At 71.0% G+C, this 14,964-nt stretch carries 12 protein-coding genes; 5 read left to right on the top strand and 7 right to left on the bottom strand.

Annotated elements, in window-relative coordinates; genetic code table 11:
* Window positions 1–12: 12 nt before the first annotated feature.
* Both J2853_RS02635 and J2853_RS02630 read left to right on the top strand, forming a co-directional pair.
* The gene (locus J2853_RS02635; protein WP_307568580.1) at window positions 13–471 is read left to right on the top strand and encodes a SigE family RNA polymerase sigma factor; all 459 of its coding nucleotides are present in this window, start codon (window positions 13–15) and stop codon (window positions 469–471) included.
* Window positions 468–1,244 (top strand): hypothetical protein, encoded by a 777-nt coding sequence (locus tag J2853_RS02630; protein ID WP_307554559.1) that lies wholly within the window; start codon window positions 468–470, stop codon window positions 1,242–1,244. Before J2853_RS02635 ends, J2853_RS02630 begins: the two co-directional genes overlap by 4 nt.
* Here the strand turns inward: J2853_RS02630 and J2853_RS02625 are convergent.
* Window positions 1,220–2,716: a carboxyl transferase domain-containing protein gene (locus tag J2853_RS02625; protein ID WP_307554556.1), complete on the bottom strand. Its 1,497-nt coding sequence runs from the start codon at window positions 2,714–2,716 to the stop codon at window positions 1,220–1,222. The two genes, J2853_RS02630 and J2853_RS02625, sit on opposite strands and share 25 nt — an antisense overlap.
* A complete protein-coding gene (locus J2853_RS02620; protein WP_307554554.1) occupies window positions 2,713–3,867 on the bottom strand; it encodes a CaiB/BaiF CoA transferase family protein in 1,155 nt (384 codons plus the stop codon). The genes J2853_RS02625 and J2853_RS02620 overlap by 4 nt, the downstream gene beginning before the upstream one ends.
* 176 nt (window positions 3,868–4,043) lie before the next feature.
* Here J2853_RS02620 and J2853_RS02615 point away from each other — a divergent pair, with 176 nt between their 5' ends.
* On the top strand, window positions 4,044–4,619 hold the full coding sequence (locus J2853_RS02615) for a uridine kinase family protein (RefSeq protein WP_307554551.1): 576 nt from the start codon (window positions 4,044–4,046) through the stop codon (window positions 4,617–4,619).
* Between the two features lie 167 nt (window positions 4,620–4,786).
* Here J2853_RS02615 and J2853_RS02610 read toward each other — a convergent pair whose 3' ends face one another.
* Entirely contained in the window at window positions 4,787–5,695 is a 909-nt protein-coding gene (locus tag J2853_RS02610; RefSeq protein WP_307554549.1) for an alpha/beta fold hydrolase, read from the bottom strand.
* Between the two features lie 614 nt (window positions 5,696–6,309).
* Here J2853_RS02610 and J2853_RS02605 point away from each other — a divergent pair.
* Window positions 6,310–9,834: an NIDO-like domain-containing protein gene (locus tag J2853_RS02605; protein ID WP_307554547.1), complete on the top strand. Its 3,525-nt coding sequence runs from the start codon at window positions 6,310–6,312 to the stop codon at window positions 9,832–9,834.
* Window positions 9,835–9,910: 76 nt separating this feature from the next.
* On the opposite strand, the gene J2853_RS02600 is transcribed toward J2853_RS02605, so the two are convergent.
* From J2853_RS02600 to J2853_RS02590, 3 genes are all read right to left on the bottom strand, one after another.
* Entirely contained in the window at window positions 9,911–10,054 is a 144-nt protein-coding gene (locus J2853_RS02600) for a hypothetical protein (protein ID WP_307554545.1), read from the bottom strand.
* 9 nt (window positions 10,055–10,063) lie between these two features.
* Window positions 10,064–11,029, bottom strand: coding sequence for an L-dopachrome tautomerase-related protein (locus J2853_RS02595; RefSeq protein WP_307554543.1), 966 nt, complete (start codon window positions 11,027–11,029; stop codon window positions 10,064–10,066).
* A 282-nt stretch (window positions 11,030–11,311) separates the two neighbouring features.
* Window positions 11,312–11,710, bottom strand: a complete 399-nt coding sequence (locus J2853_RS02590; RefSeq protein WP_307554540.1) for a winged helix-turn-helix transcriptional regulator — start codon at window positions 11,708–11,710, stop codon at window positions 11,312–11,314.
* 136 nt (window positions 11,711–11,846) lie between these two features.
* On the opposite strand from J2853_RS02590, the gene J2853_RS02585 reads away from it, so the two are divergent.
* The gene (locus J2853_RS02585; RefSeq protein WP_307554538.1) at window positions 11,847–12,719 is read left to right on the top strand and encodes an NAD(P)H-binding protein; all 873 of its coding nucleotides are present in this window, start codon (window positions 11,847–11,849) and stop codon (window positions 12,717–12,719) included.
* 78 nt (window positions 12,720–12,797) lie between these two features.
* Here J2853_RS02585 and J2853_RS02580 read toward each other — a convergent pair whose 3' ends face one another.
* The gene (locus J2853_RS02580; protein ID WP_307554536.1) at window positions 12,798–14,906 is read right to left on the bottom strand and encodes a hypothetical protein; all 2,109 of its coding nucleotides are present in this window, start codon (window positions 14,904–14,906) and stop codon (window positions 12,798–12,800) included.
* Between the last annotated feature and the right edge of the window lie 58 nt (window positions 14,907–14,964).

Here is a 14,964-nt window from a genome sequence, read left to right as displayed (position 1 = left end):
TCGTTCGCCGAGCTGTTCGGCGCGCACTACCCCTCGATGGTGCGCCTGGCCGGGCTGCTCGGCGCGGACGACCCGGAGGACATAGCCCAGGAGGCGTTCGCCCGCCTCCACGCCCGAAGATCCCGCCTGCGTGACGACGGCGCGGCCGTCGCCTACGTCCGGTCCATCGTGTGCAACCTGACCCGCAACCGGCTGCGCCATCTCCGGCTGGTACGGCTGCGCCCTCTCGAACCTCCACCGGCCGCCCCCAGCAGCGAGCACGCGGTCATCGTCGCCGAGAAACACCAGGAGCTCCTGGCCGCCGTCGACCGTCTCCCCCGCCGCCAGCGCGAGGCCCTGGTCCTGCGCTACTGGCTCGACCTGTCCGGGCTGGAGATCGCCGACGCGATGGGAGTCTCCCCCGGCTCCGTCAAGACCCACACGAGCCGGGGCCTGGCCGCTCTCGGCCGCGCCCTGAAGGAGGACGCGTGAACGACCTCGAAGGACGCCTGCGCGCCGCGCTCGACGCTCGCGCCGCCACCTACACCGTCGGCGCCGACGCCTACGCGAAGATCCAGCGGCGCGGCCGGAGGACCCGGCAGCGCCGCTGGATCTCACTGGTCTCCGTCGCGGCCGCCGTGACCGCGATCGCCGCGGCGGTCAACCTGGGCGGGCCCGGGGCCGACGTCACCACCGGGGTCGTCGACAAGCCGCGCGACCCCTACGAGCGGCTCGCGGCGGAGAACCCGCCGGCGGGCGCACCGATGGTGATAGAGCACCCGCTCGGGGACCGGAGCACGCGCGCGTGGTTCACGGAGAGAACCGCGGCGGGCGGCGGCACCTTCTACGTCTTCTGCCAGGTGACCCAGGAGCCGTACGGCGCGAGCGAGGGTGCCTGCGACCAGCGGCCCAAGCCTGAGTCGCCGAGCGCACAGGCCTGGTACGAGGGAGGGACGATCGGGACCCTGCCGCGTCCGGCGATCGGGCTGGGCTACGGCGCGGCACGTGAGAACATCGCGAAGGTCGACGTCGTGGACCAGAACGGCACGAGAGCGGTCGGGCAGATGTACCGGTCCGCGAACGTGCCGCTCGCGATCTGGAGCGTCGTCTTCCCGTCGAAAGCGGGAGTGATCCGTCTGGAGTTCTTCGACGATCGGGGGAAGGTCGTGGAACGGGTCAGGCTGGAGGTGCCGCGGGTGAGCGGGGACGCATCCGGCCGGAGACCGGCGCCGGAGTCCTCTCAGCCCGTCCCGAGCCGGCGGTAGCGGGCCAGCCGGGCGGCGAGACGGTCCGCGGGGGGCTGACCGAGCAGCCCGGCGAGCTCGTACTCCAAGGCGCGGGAGACCCTGCGGCAGAAGGCCTCGGGTTCGTAGGCGGCGTCGGGGAGCTCCGGGATGATCCGGTCCACGACGCCGTCCCGCCGCAGGTCGGTGGACTTCACCCGCTGGGCCGCGGCGATCTCCGGGGCGAAGTCGACGCTGCGGTACAGCAGCGCCGACGCCCCCTCGGGGGAGAGCGGCGACAGCCAGCCGTGCTGGGCGCAGAGCACCCGGTCGGCCGGAAGCAGCGCGAGGGCCGCGCCGCCCGCGCCCTCGCCCAGCAGCAGGCAGACGGTCGGGGCGTCGAGCATCACCAGGTCGGCCAGGGAGCGGGCGATCTCGGCGGCGAGCCCGCCCTCCTCCGCCGCCTTGGACACCGCGGCCCCGGCGGTGTCGATCACGGTGACCAGCGGCAGGTTCAGCTCGGAGGCCAGGCGCATGCCCCGCCTGGCGACCCGGAGTCCCGCCGGGCCGACCGGGGCGACGATCCGCTGGCGCCGCCGGTCCTGGCCGAGCACGACGGCGGGAACCGCGCCGAACCTGGCCAGGGCGAGGAGCATCCCTGGGTCGTTCTCCCCCTCGCCGGTGCCACTGAGCGGCGTGACGTCGGACGCGCCGAGCTTGAGCAGCGCCCGCATGCCCGGCCGGTCGTCCCTGCGGGAGCGGCTGATCGCGTCCCAGGCCTGGATCGGCTGGACGTGCTCGTCCGGCTCGGGCCCGGCCTCCAGCCCCGTGCGCGGGGCGCACAGTACGGCGAGCGCCCGGATCGCGATCCGCCGGGCGTCCTCGGCCGACACGACCGCGTCGACCAGGCCGCGGGCGAAGAGGTTCTCGGAGACCTGCACCCCGCTGGGGAACGGGTAGCCGTGCAGCGACTCGAACACCCTCGGCCCGAGGAAACCGATCAGCGCGCCCGGCTCGGCGGCGGTGACGTGCCCGAGCGAGCCCCAGGAGGCGAAGACGCCGCCGGTGGTGGGATGGCGCAGATAGACGACGTACGGCAGGCCCGCGGCGCGATGGGCGGACACCGCGACAGTGATCTTCACCATCTGGGCGAAGGCCACCGCGCCCTCCTGCATCCGGGTGCCGCCGGAGGCCGGGGCCGCCAGCAGCGGGAGCCGCTCGGCGGTGGCCCGCTCGATCGCCGAGGTGAGCCGCTCGGCGGCGGCCACCCCGATCGACCCGGCCAGGAAGGAGAACTCGCAGGCGACGACCGCGACCCGGCGCCCGTCGAGGAGGCCCTCACCGGTGACCACCGCCTCGTCGTATCCGGTCTTGGCCCGGACCGCCGCCAGCTCCTCGGCGTAGCCGGAGCCCGGCTCGGCCGGGTCGACGGGCGTCTCGTCCCACGACCGCCAGGTTCCCGGATCGAGGAAGGTGTCGATCAGCGTGCGCGCGTCGGGCCGGGTGAGGCTCATCCCTCCCGGTCCTCCAGCCAGGCGAGCACCTCGTCGTTGTGCTCGCCGAGAGCGGGCGGGGGCCGGTGGCGCGTGGGAGGGGTGCCGTCGAAACGGAGCGGCGGTCCCGGCAGCTCGATGGGGCCGAGCACGGGGTGGTCCACCTCGACGACCAGGCCCTGGGATCGGGCCTGGTCCCAGGCGTACACCTCGTCGATGGACCGGATGGCCCCCGCGGGCACGCCGGCCTCGCCGAGCGCGGTCAGCCAGTGTCCGCGGTCGTGCTTGGCGAGCGTCCGCTCCATGTCCGCGATCAACTCATCCCGATGAGCAAACCTTTCCTTATTTGTCGCATATTTCGCCATATCGGGATCAATGTCCAGTAGGGCGGCGACCTTCCGCCACTGCCCGTCATTCGCCGCCGCGATCTGGATCATGCCGTCCGCGCAGTGGAACGCGCCGTAGGGGGCGATGGAGGCGTGGTGGTTGCCGGCCGCGCGGGGAACCTGGCCGCCGACCGTCCAGGCCGTGCCGTGGTAGGAGTGCACGCCGGCCACCGCGGCCAGCAGCGAGGTCCGCACGACCTTGCCCCGCCCGGTCCGCTCACGCTCGTAGAGCGCGGCCACCACGCCGTACGCGCCGTGGATTCCGCCGAGCAGGTCCGCGATCGAGGCGCCCACCCGGTACGGCTCGTCGGGGGACGGGCCGGTGAGGCTCATCAGGCCCCCCTCGCCCTGGGCGATCTGGTCGTAGCCGGGCCTGCCGCCCTCTGGACCGTCATGGCCGAAGCCGGTGATCGACAGGATGACCAGGCGCGGGTTGAGCTCGTGCAGCCGCTCGACGGTGAAGCCCAGCCGGTCCAGGACACCGGTGCGGAAGTTCTCGATCAGCACGTCGCTCTGCCGTACCAGCCGCTCGATCAGGGCCTTGCCCTCGGCGGCCTTGAGGTCGACGGTGATCGACCGCTTGTTGCGGTTGGCGGCCATGAAGTAGGTGGACATGTCGCCCTCAGGACCCACGAACGGACCCCAGCCCCGTGACTCGTCACCCCCGCCGGGATGCTCCACCTTGATCACTCGGGCTCCCAGGTCACCGAGCATCTGCGCCGCGTGCGGTCCCGCGAGCGCGCGCGAAAGGTCGAGAACGACGATGTCGCCGAGGGCTCCCTGCAAGATCAACCTCCAGTGCCGGTGGCCGAGCCTAGTCGGATCGGGCCAGGAAAAGCATTCCCACCCCTCCTGGTCACCCTGCCGGGCGGTCGCCCGGCACGATATCCAGATGATGGGAAAATAGTCGATTCCCCACGCGGCCGATCAATAGGGTAGGTGACGGATGGAATCATGGAAAAATGGCAGTCGCAATCTCCTTCACCGAACTGGCCGGAAAGATCCAGGAGCTGCCACCGTCGTGCGGGCGCACCCGGGTCGTCGCGGTGGACGGTCCCGGCGGATCGGGCAAGACCACCTTCGCGGGGAGGCTCGCACGGGAGCTTGACGCCCAGGTGGTTCACAGCGACGACTTCCCCGTGCCGTGGGACGAGCCGCCGGCGGCGTGGTTCGGACAGGTGGAGGACCAGGTGCTCGGCCCGCTGGCGGCCGGCGAACCGGGGCGCTACCGGCGTTACGACTGGGTCCGCGGCAGGTTCGAGGGCTGGGTGGAGGTGCCGGTCGCCCCGGTCCTCCTCCTCGAAGGGGTGAGTACGGCCCGGCGCACCGCCCCCGTCGCCTTCGCCGTCTGGGTGGAGGCTCCCCGGGAGCTCCGGCTGGCCCGCGTCCTGTCCAGGGACGGCGCCTCCCTCGCGCCGCAGTGGAAGGACTGGATGCGCGCCGAGGACGAGTGGTTCACCGCCGACGGCACTCGCGCCCATGCCGATCTCCTCCTCGACGGCGCAGCCGTCCCCGGCGAGTTCGTCAGGATCCAATAGGGCTTGGTCGCCTTGGACATGTGCGCCGCTTCTTACCCCGACTTTCACAATCTGCCCGTTTACCAGCACTATTTACGCATATTGGGTAAAAATTCATTCGTGGCGATGCGTGCGGGTAAAACTCGGCCACCGCAGCGTCGCCACGGCCGGAATCCGGGCCCCGGCCGCTACCGCGTCGCGGCCGGGGTCCGGGAGAGGAACGAGCCGAGGAGTTTCGCCGTCGCCTCGGGCTCCTCCTCGGCCAGGTAGTGATCGCAGGGCAGCGACTGGCCGCGCACGTCCGCCGCGTACCCACGCCAGGCGTCGAGGACGTCGTAGGTCTGGCCGACGAAGCCGTGCTCGCCCCACAGGACCAGGACCGGGCAGCTCACCCGCCAGCCCGCGTCCGCGTCGGTGTCGTCGTGGCGCAGATCGATGCTCGCCGCGGCCCGATAGTCCTCGCAGGAGGCGTGGATGGCCGCCGGATCGGAGAAGCAGCGGACGTACTCGTCCTGGGCCGCCGGATCGAACGGGGTTCCGCCGCGATGCCGGCCCCGCATCCGTGCCCGGACCCAGAATTCCGGGTCGCCGCCGATCAGGTGCTCCGGGATTCCGCCGCCCGCGGCGAGGAAGAACCAGTGGTAGTGGCCGAGCCCGAACGCGGTGTCGGCGTGCCGGAACACATGGCGGGTGGGCACGATGTCCAGGACGGCCAGCCTGGTGACCGCCCGCGGGTGATCCAGGGCGAGGCGGTGGCCGACCCGGCCGCCGCGGTCGTGACCCACCACCGCGAAGCGGTCGAAGCCCAGCTCGCGCATGACGAGCAGCTGGTCGTAGGCCATCGCCCGCTTGGAGTAGGCGCCGTGGTCCGGCGTGGAGGCAGGCTTGTCGCTGTCCCCGTAACCTCGCAGGTCGGTGAGGACCACGGTGTGTTTACGGGCGAGCACGGGCGCCACGTGATGCCAGATGAGATGCGTCTGCGGATAGCCGTGCAGCAGCAGCACCGGCGGGCCGTCGCCGGAGACGAACGTGTTGATCCGGACGCCGTCGACGTCGATCAGGCGCCGGGCGAACGACGCCGGCAGAGGGACGCTCACGGTGATGCCTCCTCTGGGAGCGGTGAGGCCGTGGATCGGCCGACCGCTCCGCGGTCGCCGCCGGGCCGGCACTGGTGTGCCCCCGGTTTCGATCTCAGCACACGGCCGGCCTGCGGGCCACACCTGTCCCGCCGGTCGGTACGGATGTTTTGTCGTATCCCACCGGAAAACGGAAGTTCGTCCTTGAATCCGCGCGTGTTCAAGGGGCCGCCGGGACCCGCCGCCGCTTGCCGACCACCCGTCGCCCCGCCGGCCCGGGTGGGCGCCGACGGCGGGAAGACCGGGGCGCGTCCTCCGGCGGCGGCCGGCGTCCCTCGGCCCGGTCCCGGCCCGGGACGCCGGGGGCGTGCGGCCGGCCGGACCGCGGTGGACACCGCCCGGCACCACGGATTCCGACCCTCTTACCGGGCCATCGTCAATAGGGCGACCGGTCCGATTCCGGCCATTCACAGTCCACCCGTGTTAATTCTGACGAAATATCGTTTTTTAATGATCTAAAAGCTTGAAAAATTGACATGATCGATTCACGCTTCTCCACGTGGGTTGCAAAGATCATACGCATCCCACGTCGCTCTCCCGGCGGAACACCCCCCGCCTGGCGTGAAGGAGATCGTGTGTCCAACACTTTCCGAAACTGGCGGGCGGTCCTGACCGGGACCGTCGCCGCCCTTGCTCTCGTACTCCCCCAGGGCGTCGCCCAGGCCGCACCCGCCCCCGCTCCCGACAAGATCCACCAGACCGTCCTGAGCGAGCTGGCCGCCGACGACAAGGCCACCTTCTGGGTTCGCCTGAAGGAAGGCGCCGACCTCAGTGCGGCCCGCAGGGCGACGACCAAGACCGAGAAGGCCAAGCAGGTCTTCCGGGCCAAGACCGAGCTCGCCACGTCGTCGCAGGCGGGCCTGCGCAAACTCCTCACCGCCCAGCACGTCGACTTCACCTCGTTCTGGATCGCCAACGCCGTCCAGGTGACCGGCGACGCCAAGCTGGCCGCGGAGATCGCGAAGCTGCCCGAAGTGGAGCGAATCGAGCCCAATCGCGTCACCAAGTTGCCCGACCCGCTGCCGGGCAAGGAGGAGGCGAAGGTCAGCGCGATCGAATGGAACATCGACCGCGTCAACGCTCCGAGGGTCTGGAGCGAGCTCGGCACCCGCGGCGAGGGCATCGTCGTGGCCAACATCGACAGCGGTGTGCAGTGGGACCACCCCGCGCTGATCGACCACTATCGCGGCACGAAGCCCGACGGCGGCGTCGACCACAACTACAACTGGTTCGACCCGGCCGGGGTGTGCCCGACCGCCGCGCCGTGTGACAACAACGACCACGGCACCCACACCATGGGCACCATGGTCGGCGACGACGGCGGCGCCAACGCCATCGGCGTCGCCCCCGGCGCGAAGTGGATCGCCGCCAAGGGCTGCGAATCCAACACCTGCTCCGACGCCTCGCTGCTCGCCGCCGGGCAGTGGATCCTCGCGCCCACCGACCTGAACGGCGACAACCCGCGCCCCGACCTGGCGCCGGACATCGTCAACAACTCCTGGGGCGGCCCCGGGTTCGACCCCTGGTACAAGGAGATCGTCGCGGCGTGGGTCGCGGCGGGCATCTTCCCCGCCTTCGCCAACGGCAACGTCACGGGCGCGGGATGCAACTCCAGCGGCTCGCCCGGGCAGTACATCTCCAGCTACAGCGCCGGCGCGTTCGACATCAACAACGCCATCGCGAGCTTCTCCACCCGCGGCTCCGGTGAGGAGGGCGAGATCAAGCCCAACCTCGCGGCTCCCGGCGTCAACGTGCGCTCGTCCATCGCCGACAGCGGGTACGGCCCCATCTCCGGCACGTCGATGGCCTCCCCGCACCTGGCGGCCACCGTCGCGCTGATGTGGTCGGCCTCCCCCACCCTGCACGGTGACATCACCGCCACGCGGGAACTGCTCGACCAGACCTCGATCGACGTCAACGACACGCGCTGCGGCGGCACCGCCGCGGACAACAACATCTGGGGCGAGGGCCGGCTCGACGCGTTCGCGGCGGTCCAGTCCGCTCCCGTCGGGGAACTCGGCGCGCTGGAGGGCACCGTCACCAGCGGCGGCTCGCCGGTGGCCGCGGCGACCCTCACCGTCACCGGACCGCTGAACCGCACGGTCACCACCGCGCAGGACGGGACGTACGCGCTGCCCCGCCTGATGGTCGGCGACTACCAGCTCACCGTCAAGAAGTTCGGGTACGACGACGCCACCGCGACCGTCACCGTCGCGGTCGACCAGACGACCACCGAGAACGTGTCGCTGACGCCGACGCCCTCGGGCACGGTGTCGGGAACGGTCACCGCCGCGGGCGCGCCCGAGGCGGGCGCCACGGTGCTCGCGGTGGGCACCCCGGTCAGCGCCGTCACCGACGCCGCGGGCCGCTACCGGCTCACGCTGCCACACGGTGACCACCAGCTGAGGACCACCCCGGTCTCCCGATGCGCGGACGGCCTCACCGTGCCGATCACGGTGAGCGGTGACCTGACCAAGGACGTCGACCTGCCGCGCCGCGCCGACTCCTTCGGCTACACCTGCACCAGCGGCGCCGAGGCGTACGTCGCGGGCACCGTCAAGCAGACGCTCACCGGCGACGACGCGGCCCAGCCGATCACGCTGCCGTTCACCTTCCCCTTCTACGGCGTGGGCCAGACCAACGGCTGGATCAGCAGCAACGGACTCCTGAACTTCACCGCCAGCAACACCGCGGCGGGCAACGGAACCCTGCCCTCCACCGCGGCGCCCAACGCGGCGATCTATCCCTACTGGGACGACCTGGTGCTGGACGACCAGGGCGGGGTCTACACCGCCACCCTCGGGACCGCGCCGAACCGCACCTTCGTCGTCGAATGGCGCAACGCCCGGTTCTACTCCGACGCCAACCTGCGCATCTCGTTCTCGGCTCTGCTCGGCGAGGACGGCTCGATCGGGTACCGCTACCGCGGCATCACCAGCGAGCGCGCCTCCGGGACCAGCGCCACGGTGGGCATCGAGAGTCCGGGCGGCACCGACGCGCTGCTGTACTCCTTCGACAGCGCCGCGCTCAGGGACGGCCAGAGCCTGACCTTCGGCGCGAGCCGGCACGGGCGGCTGACCGGCACCGTCACCGACGCCAACGACGGCAAGCCGCTGGCGGGCGCGACGGTGAAGGTCGGCGACGCGGCCACCTTCACCACCTCCGACGACGGCACGTTCCTCGGGCAGATCCTGGTGGGCGACTACCAGGTCGAGGTCTCCAAGGAGAACTACGGGACCTTCACCCAGGAGGTCACCGTCACCGCCGGAGCCCTGACCCGGGTCGACACCGCCCTGGCCACCGGCCGGGTGACGGCCTCGGTCGGCGAGCTGACCCTGGTCATGCCGGCCTCCTCCACCAGGACCGGCACCGTCGAGCTGTCGAACCTGGGAGGCTCCACGGCCTACACCGTCGTGAACGACCCCGCCCAGACCTGGTTGAGCGTGACGCCCACCGGCGGCCAGCTCAACTCGGGCACGTCCGTGACGCTGAAGGTCACCGCCTCCAGCACGGGCGTCCAGCCGGGCACCGTCCGCACCGGCAAGCTGCTGGTGCGCTCGGCGAGCGGCCGCAACCCGCAGATCGAGATCCTCGTGACGGTCGTGGTGCCCAAGCACCAGGTCGCCGTCGAGGTGGGCGGCACCAGGGACGTCGTCGACACCGTCGGCGACCGCTGGACCGCCGACCGGAAGTACAGCACGGGCGGCCACGGCTACGTGGGCACCAGCACCAAGACGAACACCGCGAGCAGGACGATCGCGGGCACCACCGAGCAGGCGCTGTTCAAGAGTGTCCGCGAGTCGATGCTGGAGTACCGGTTCGACCAGGTGCCGAACGGCACCTACACCGTCGAGCTGGGCTTCGCCGAGACCCGAGGCAAGCGTGAGGGCCAGCGCGTCTTCGACGTCATCGTCGAGGGTCAGCTCGCGATCCCCGCGCTGGACCTGGCGCTGGAGGCCGGCGCGTACACCGCCGTCAACCGGCAGTACACGGTGAAGGTCACCGACGGCCAGCTCAACCTGCGGTTCGTCAAGCGGACCGGCGACACCGTCGTCAACTCCATCCGCATCTCCGAGCGTCCCGACAAGGCCGCCCAGTAGGCGCTGCCGCACCCTGAACCGTCCCGGCCCGTCCCGCTCAGCGGGGCGGGCCGGTGGCGGTGTGTACGGTCGTCGTTCAGAGCAGCCGGACGGGGCCGGCGTCGATCGGCGTGCGAAACAGCGCGTAGGGGTAGCGGCGCAGATCCTGCCCGTTCTGGTAGGCCGCCTGCCGGTGGAGCTGGTTGGAGGTGACGTAAAGGTGTCCCTGGGTGACCGACATGGTGTCGGGCTACAGCAGCCTCGGGTCGTGCACGAAGGTCTCGAAGGTTCCGTCGGGGAGGCGGCGCATGATGGCGTTGTGCTCCCAGTTCGTGATGTAGACGCGTCCGGCGTCGTCGGTTTCCAGGCCATCGGCCGAGCCGCCCTTGTCTCCCTCGTCCACGACCGTGGCCGCCACCTCCTCCTCACCGGCCGAGCGGTCGGCCAGGGCGTCGGCCGACACGCTGTACAGGTGTCGTGACATGAGCGGGCAGTAGAACAGCCGCCGGCCGTCGGCTGAGATGGCGATGCCGTCGGCGCCCATCAGGACGGGCTTGGGCGGACCGTCCTTCGGGCGTTCCATGAAGACGCGGCCCTCGACGATCGGCAGGTAGGAGGGCGGGCTTTCGGCCCTGGTGCTGGGGTGGTCGTCCAGTCGCCGCCATGCCTGTCCGGTCGCCAGATCCACCACGACGATGGCGTTGGGACCGTCGCCGGAGGAATCGGTGATGTAGGCGATGCCCTCGGCCGCCTTGCGCAGGTCGAAGCGGACGTCGTTGAGGTAGGAGGTGCTCGGCGCCACGCCGGGCTCGAAGGCGATGACCCGGATCACGGTGTCGGTCCGCAGGTCCACGCAGACCAGCTTGGGGCCGCCCGGTTCGGTGGGCTTGAACAGCGGGCTGCCGGTGTCCAGGATCCACAGACGGCCGGCCGGGTCGACCACCACGCTCTGCACCGACACCAGCCGCTTGGCCGGGTCACCGGAACGGCCGTTCCACGCCTGGTCCGGGAACGGCACGGCCCTGCCGTCGCGCAGCTCGGCCACGGTGGCGGCGACGTCATCGCCCCAGAGCGGATAGTTGACGAAGATCCGGCCAGTGGGCGACACCGTGACGCCGGTCGGCATCGGGCCTTCCCTGAAGGCGTGCACCAGCTCCAGCGTGCCAAACGGCTGGGCGGTCTGCTCTCCGGCGGCTTTGTGATCGTTCACCGTCATGACCCGTGCTCCCCTTTTGCGTCGAACCGCTTGACGCTCTGGATGCGGAACGTCGCGAAGCGGTCCGGGGGGCGACACCGCGGCGCGAAGGCGGCCCACATCCGTCTGGGTGAGATCCGAATGATGATCTTGCCCTCGACCCGGATCAGGACCCGGAGCACACGGGGAACGCCTACCCCTCCCCCGCAGAGATCACGCGGGTCCGCCGCAGGTCATTGCCCTACCGATAGGGAAACGGTGAAGCGGATCCGGGCAATCGCCCGGTCGCCTCGGGGATCGGTTCTAGGACGCTCTCGCCCCGTCGTACGCCTCGCGCGCCTCGAAGACGTCGTCCAGCCTGCCCTCGACCCACCGGGTCAGCGTCCACACCTGCTCGGCGACCTCGTGACCCATGGGCGTCAGCGAGTAGTCGACGCGTGGCGGGATGACGGGTTTGGCGTCGCGGCGGACGAAGCCGTCGCGTTCCAGCGCCTGGAGGGTCTGCGCGAGCATCTTCTCGCTCACCCCTCCGATCTGGCGGCGCAGCTCGCTGAAACGGTATGAGCGCTCCAGCAGCGCGGCCAGGACCAGCACGCCCCAGCGGCTGGTGACGTGTTCGAGCACCAGCCGTGACGGGCATTCCGCGCGGTTGACATTCGGCTGCATTTGGCGTGTCTCGGCCGCCGTGAGTCCTGCGGGCACCGGCTTCTCCCTTACTTCCACGCCAGTACCTTACTTCAAGGTGGGTACTTACGAAAGAACAAGTACCGATCATAGGGTGAGCTCCGAGTGCGGGACCTGCACTTATGACACGCATCCAACGGGAAGAAGCACTTCGATGAGCATCGTCATCACCGGGGCGACCGGGCAGCTCGGCCGTATGATCATCGCGGACCTGCTCGCCGCCGGGGTACCGGCGGGGGAGGTCACGGCCGTCGCGCGCAGCGAGGAGAGGGCCGCCGATCTGGTGGCGAAGGGCGTCCGGCTGCACCTCGCCGACTACGACCGGCCCGAGACCTTCGCGGGGGCGTTCCGCCCCGAGGACCGCGTGCTGTTGATCTCCGGCACCGACGTGGGCAGGCGCACCGCCCAGCACGCCGCGGTGATCGACGCGGCGAGAGCGGCGGGCGTGGCGCAACTGGGGTACGTCGGCGTGTTCGGCGGGCCCAAGGCCGACTTCCTGCTCGCGGACGATCACCGCGAGACCGAGCGGTTGATCCTCGACTCCGGCCTGCCGTACACCTTCCTGCGCAACAACTGGTACTCGGAGATGTACGTCGGCGACCTCCCCGGCGTGGTGGAGCGCGGCGCCATCGTCACCAACGTCCCCGCCGGGAGCCGCATCGCCACCGCCCCCCGTGCGGACTACGCCGCGGCCGCCGCGGTCGTCATGAACGGCGACGGGCACCTGAACCAGGCGTACGAACTGGGTGGCGACACCGCGTGGTCGTTCGAGGAGTTCGCCGAGGAGGTGTCGCGGCAGACCGGCACGAAGGTCGTCCACACCTCCGTCTCCGCCGCCGAACGCCAGGCGCTCCTCACCGGCGCGGGGGTCCCCGCGGCCTTCGCCGAGATCCTGGTGGACGTGGACGACGCCATCGGCCGGGGCGCGCTGTCCTCCACGCCGGGCGACCTGTCACGGCTCATCGGACGCCCGACGACGCCGATCGCCGACTCGATCGCGGCGGCGCAGTCTTCCCCCACGGCCTGAGGCATCCGCCTCGACGGTCTGAGAGAGGCCATGCCTCCCGGACCGTCGATCGCGTCGCCGTATCTCGGAACCGCTCGTCTAGGACAGACCCACCGGGCCGGCCGTGCAGGGGGCGTCGCCGCAGACGTCGACCACCAGGCCGTCCCGGAGGAAGCGGGCCTTCTGCATGCGGGCCCCGGGGTCGTTCCTGGGGTCCTCGTGCGGGTCGCGGCCGTACTGCGGGCCGGACGGCGGGAGGTTGGCCACCGGGGGCGCGGGGGTGCCGCTGTCCCAGACGACCAGGGCGGAGCCGGGATAGGGGCCACCGGGCAGGGCCCTCAGCCCCCAGTACGGCTCGACGTCGGGATTGCGCCCGTCGGCCACGGCCGGCTGGTGGACGCGCGCGCCCACCGTACGGGCCTCGACCTCGGCCGTCACCGTGGAGACCTGATGGTCGCCGAAGGCGACGTGCAACAGCACACGGTGGCGGGGCGAGCCGGGCAGCGGATCGTCGGTCAGGTGCTGGGCGTAGCCGTTCGTCTCGGCCCGGTCCCAGAGCATCTGGATCAGCGCGAAGCAGATCTGCTGGATCTGCTTGTCGGGGTAGGAGTCGTTCATGAGCAGCTGGAAGGGCGCGAAGTCCACGCTGCGGTTGAGTAGCGTGCTGTAGTTCATACCCGTCACGCCGAGCACGGCGTTGCGCACGTCGGGCGAGACGGCGACCAGCGCACCTCCCGCGATACCGCCCTGGCTGTTGCCGTCGTAGGCGAGCTCGGCCCGCCGGTCGATCAGCGATCTGCCCCGCTTGTCCTGGAAGGCGTCGTGGTTCGCGAAACCGTCCTTGGTGATCATCGCTCTGCCGAGGAGGACGAAGTTGAGCAGGCTCTGCTGGAGCCGGTCGGTCACCGTACCGAACGCGGAGAAATCTCCGAACACGCTCGCCACGTGCGGGATGTCCTCGTCGGCCATCCCGATCCACTTGGTGGCGCAGAACATGAAGCCGTGCTCCCCCGCCATCGCCCGCACATTGCGGGCACGGACCTCGGTGGCCTTCCCGAGCAGGCCGTGGCCGTACAGGGAGGGCCGCGCGGGCCGCTCGAACGCCGAGCGCGGGATCTCGCACACGTACTGCGCCTTCAGGGCGTCGCCGAGGGGGCGCGGCACCCCGCCCGGCCCCCGGTTGAGGTTCGAGCCGGGCGGTCCTCCCTGCTTGTCGAGGAAGTTGGGAACCATGATCTCCCCGGTGACCTCGCGGGCGACGTGGGGATCCTGCTCGGGGGTGAGGTCGGTGACGGCGGTGACCGTGAAGCGCGGCGAGCGCCCGCGCAGGGTGCTCAGCGCCTGGTCGCGCATCGCCAGCACGGGACCGGCGATGCCCTGCTCGCTGGCGACGGTGAAGTCCCACGCCAGGTGAAGCCCCTCCGCGCCGACCCCGGCGCGGGCGAGGTCGCCGAGCGTCTGCCTGAGCTCGCGCTGCCGCCGGGTGAGGAGCTCCCCGGAGGGGAACCCCCCGGGGAGGAGCCTGGCGAAACTCTGCGGGACCGGGAGATCCTCGCCCTTGGCGTTCTTCAACCGTCGCAGGGCGACGGCGTAGCGGTGGCCCTCAAGGAAGTTCTTCGCGGGCCTGATGATCAGCATCTGCCGGGCGGGGTCGGTGGCACCCGCGTCGAGTTCGGCCCAGTACGGCCAGCGCTCGCCGGTCCTGGTGTCGACGATCACGATGGGGGCGTCGCGGCGCAGGGACCATCCGACGTCGGTGACGGGCGCGGCGCCGGTCTTGTCGAGGTCGAGGCCGGGCACGTGGGCCAGCAGCATCGAGCCCGGGGAGAAGCCGTCGGCCGTGTTCCACTGCGCCGGGTCGATCGGGGTGCCCATCGTGTTGCGGGGCATGGCCTCGGCGGCGAGGTTCACCCGGAGCCCGGTGGGGGTGCGCGCGTTCGTGGTGAACCAGTCGTTGGGGAACGGCAGCAGGCACTCCGTACCGGCGATCGGATCGCACCCGGCGACGGCCGGCGTGACCGATCCGGCGGAACCCGGGGCCGGACCGGCGGAGCCGGAGGTGAGTCCAGGTCCCGCGGTCCCTGTCCCTGTTCCTGGCCCGGGAATCGCCCCGGATCCCGGGGCGGCGTCCGGGCCGGCCCACGCGGGTGCGGCCGTCATAGATGCCACGGCCAGCACGAGGCTCGCCATCACCATGCGCAGGCGCATGCGGCTCCTTCCGCGAACCTCACCCGGTGAGGATCTACAAACGACTAGCCGCAGCAGA

This window comes from Streptosporangium lutulentum (genome assembly GCF_030811455.1).
Taxonomy (GTDB): domain Bacteria; phylum Actinomycetota; class Actinomycetes; order Streptosporangiales; family Streptosporangiaceae; genus Streptosporangium; species Streptosporangium lutulentum.
The sequence above is the reverse complement of the archived record's forward strand: the minus strand, read 5'-3'. Positions and strand labels throughout refer to the sequence as shown.

Bases quoted from the DNA above. Each gene is read 5' to 3' on its own strand.
- J2853_RS02625 (WP_307554556.1), bottom strand. From the start codon at position 2,716: ATGAGCCTCACCCGGCCCGACGCGCGCACGCTGATCGACACCTTCCTC.
- J2853_RS02615 (WP_307554551.1), top strand. From the start codon at position 4,044: ATGGCAGTCGCAATCTCCTTCACCGAACTGGCCGGAAAGATCCAGGAG.
- J2853_RS02600 (WP_307554545.1), bottom strand. From the start codon at position 10,054: ATGTCGGTCACCCAGGGACACCTTTACGTCACCTCCAACCAGCTCCAC.
- J2853_RS02595 (WP_307554543.1), bottom strand. From the start codon at position 11,029: ATGACGGTGAACGATCACAAAGCCGCCGGAGAGCAGACCGCCCAGCCG.
- J2853_RS02585 (WP_307554538.1), top strand. From the start codon at position 11,847: ATGAGCATCGTCATCACCGGGGCGACCGGGCAGCTCGGCCGTATGATC.
- J2853_RS02580 (WP_307554536.1), bottom strand. From the start codon at position 14,906: ATGCGCCTGCGCATGGTGATGGCGAGCCTCGTGCTGGCCGTGGCATCT.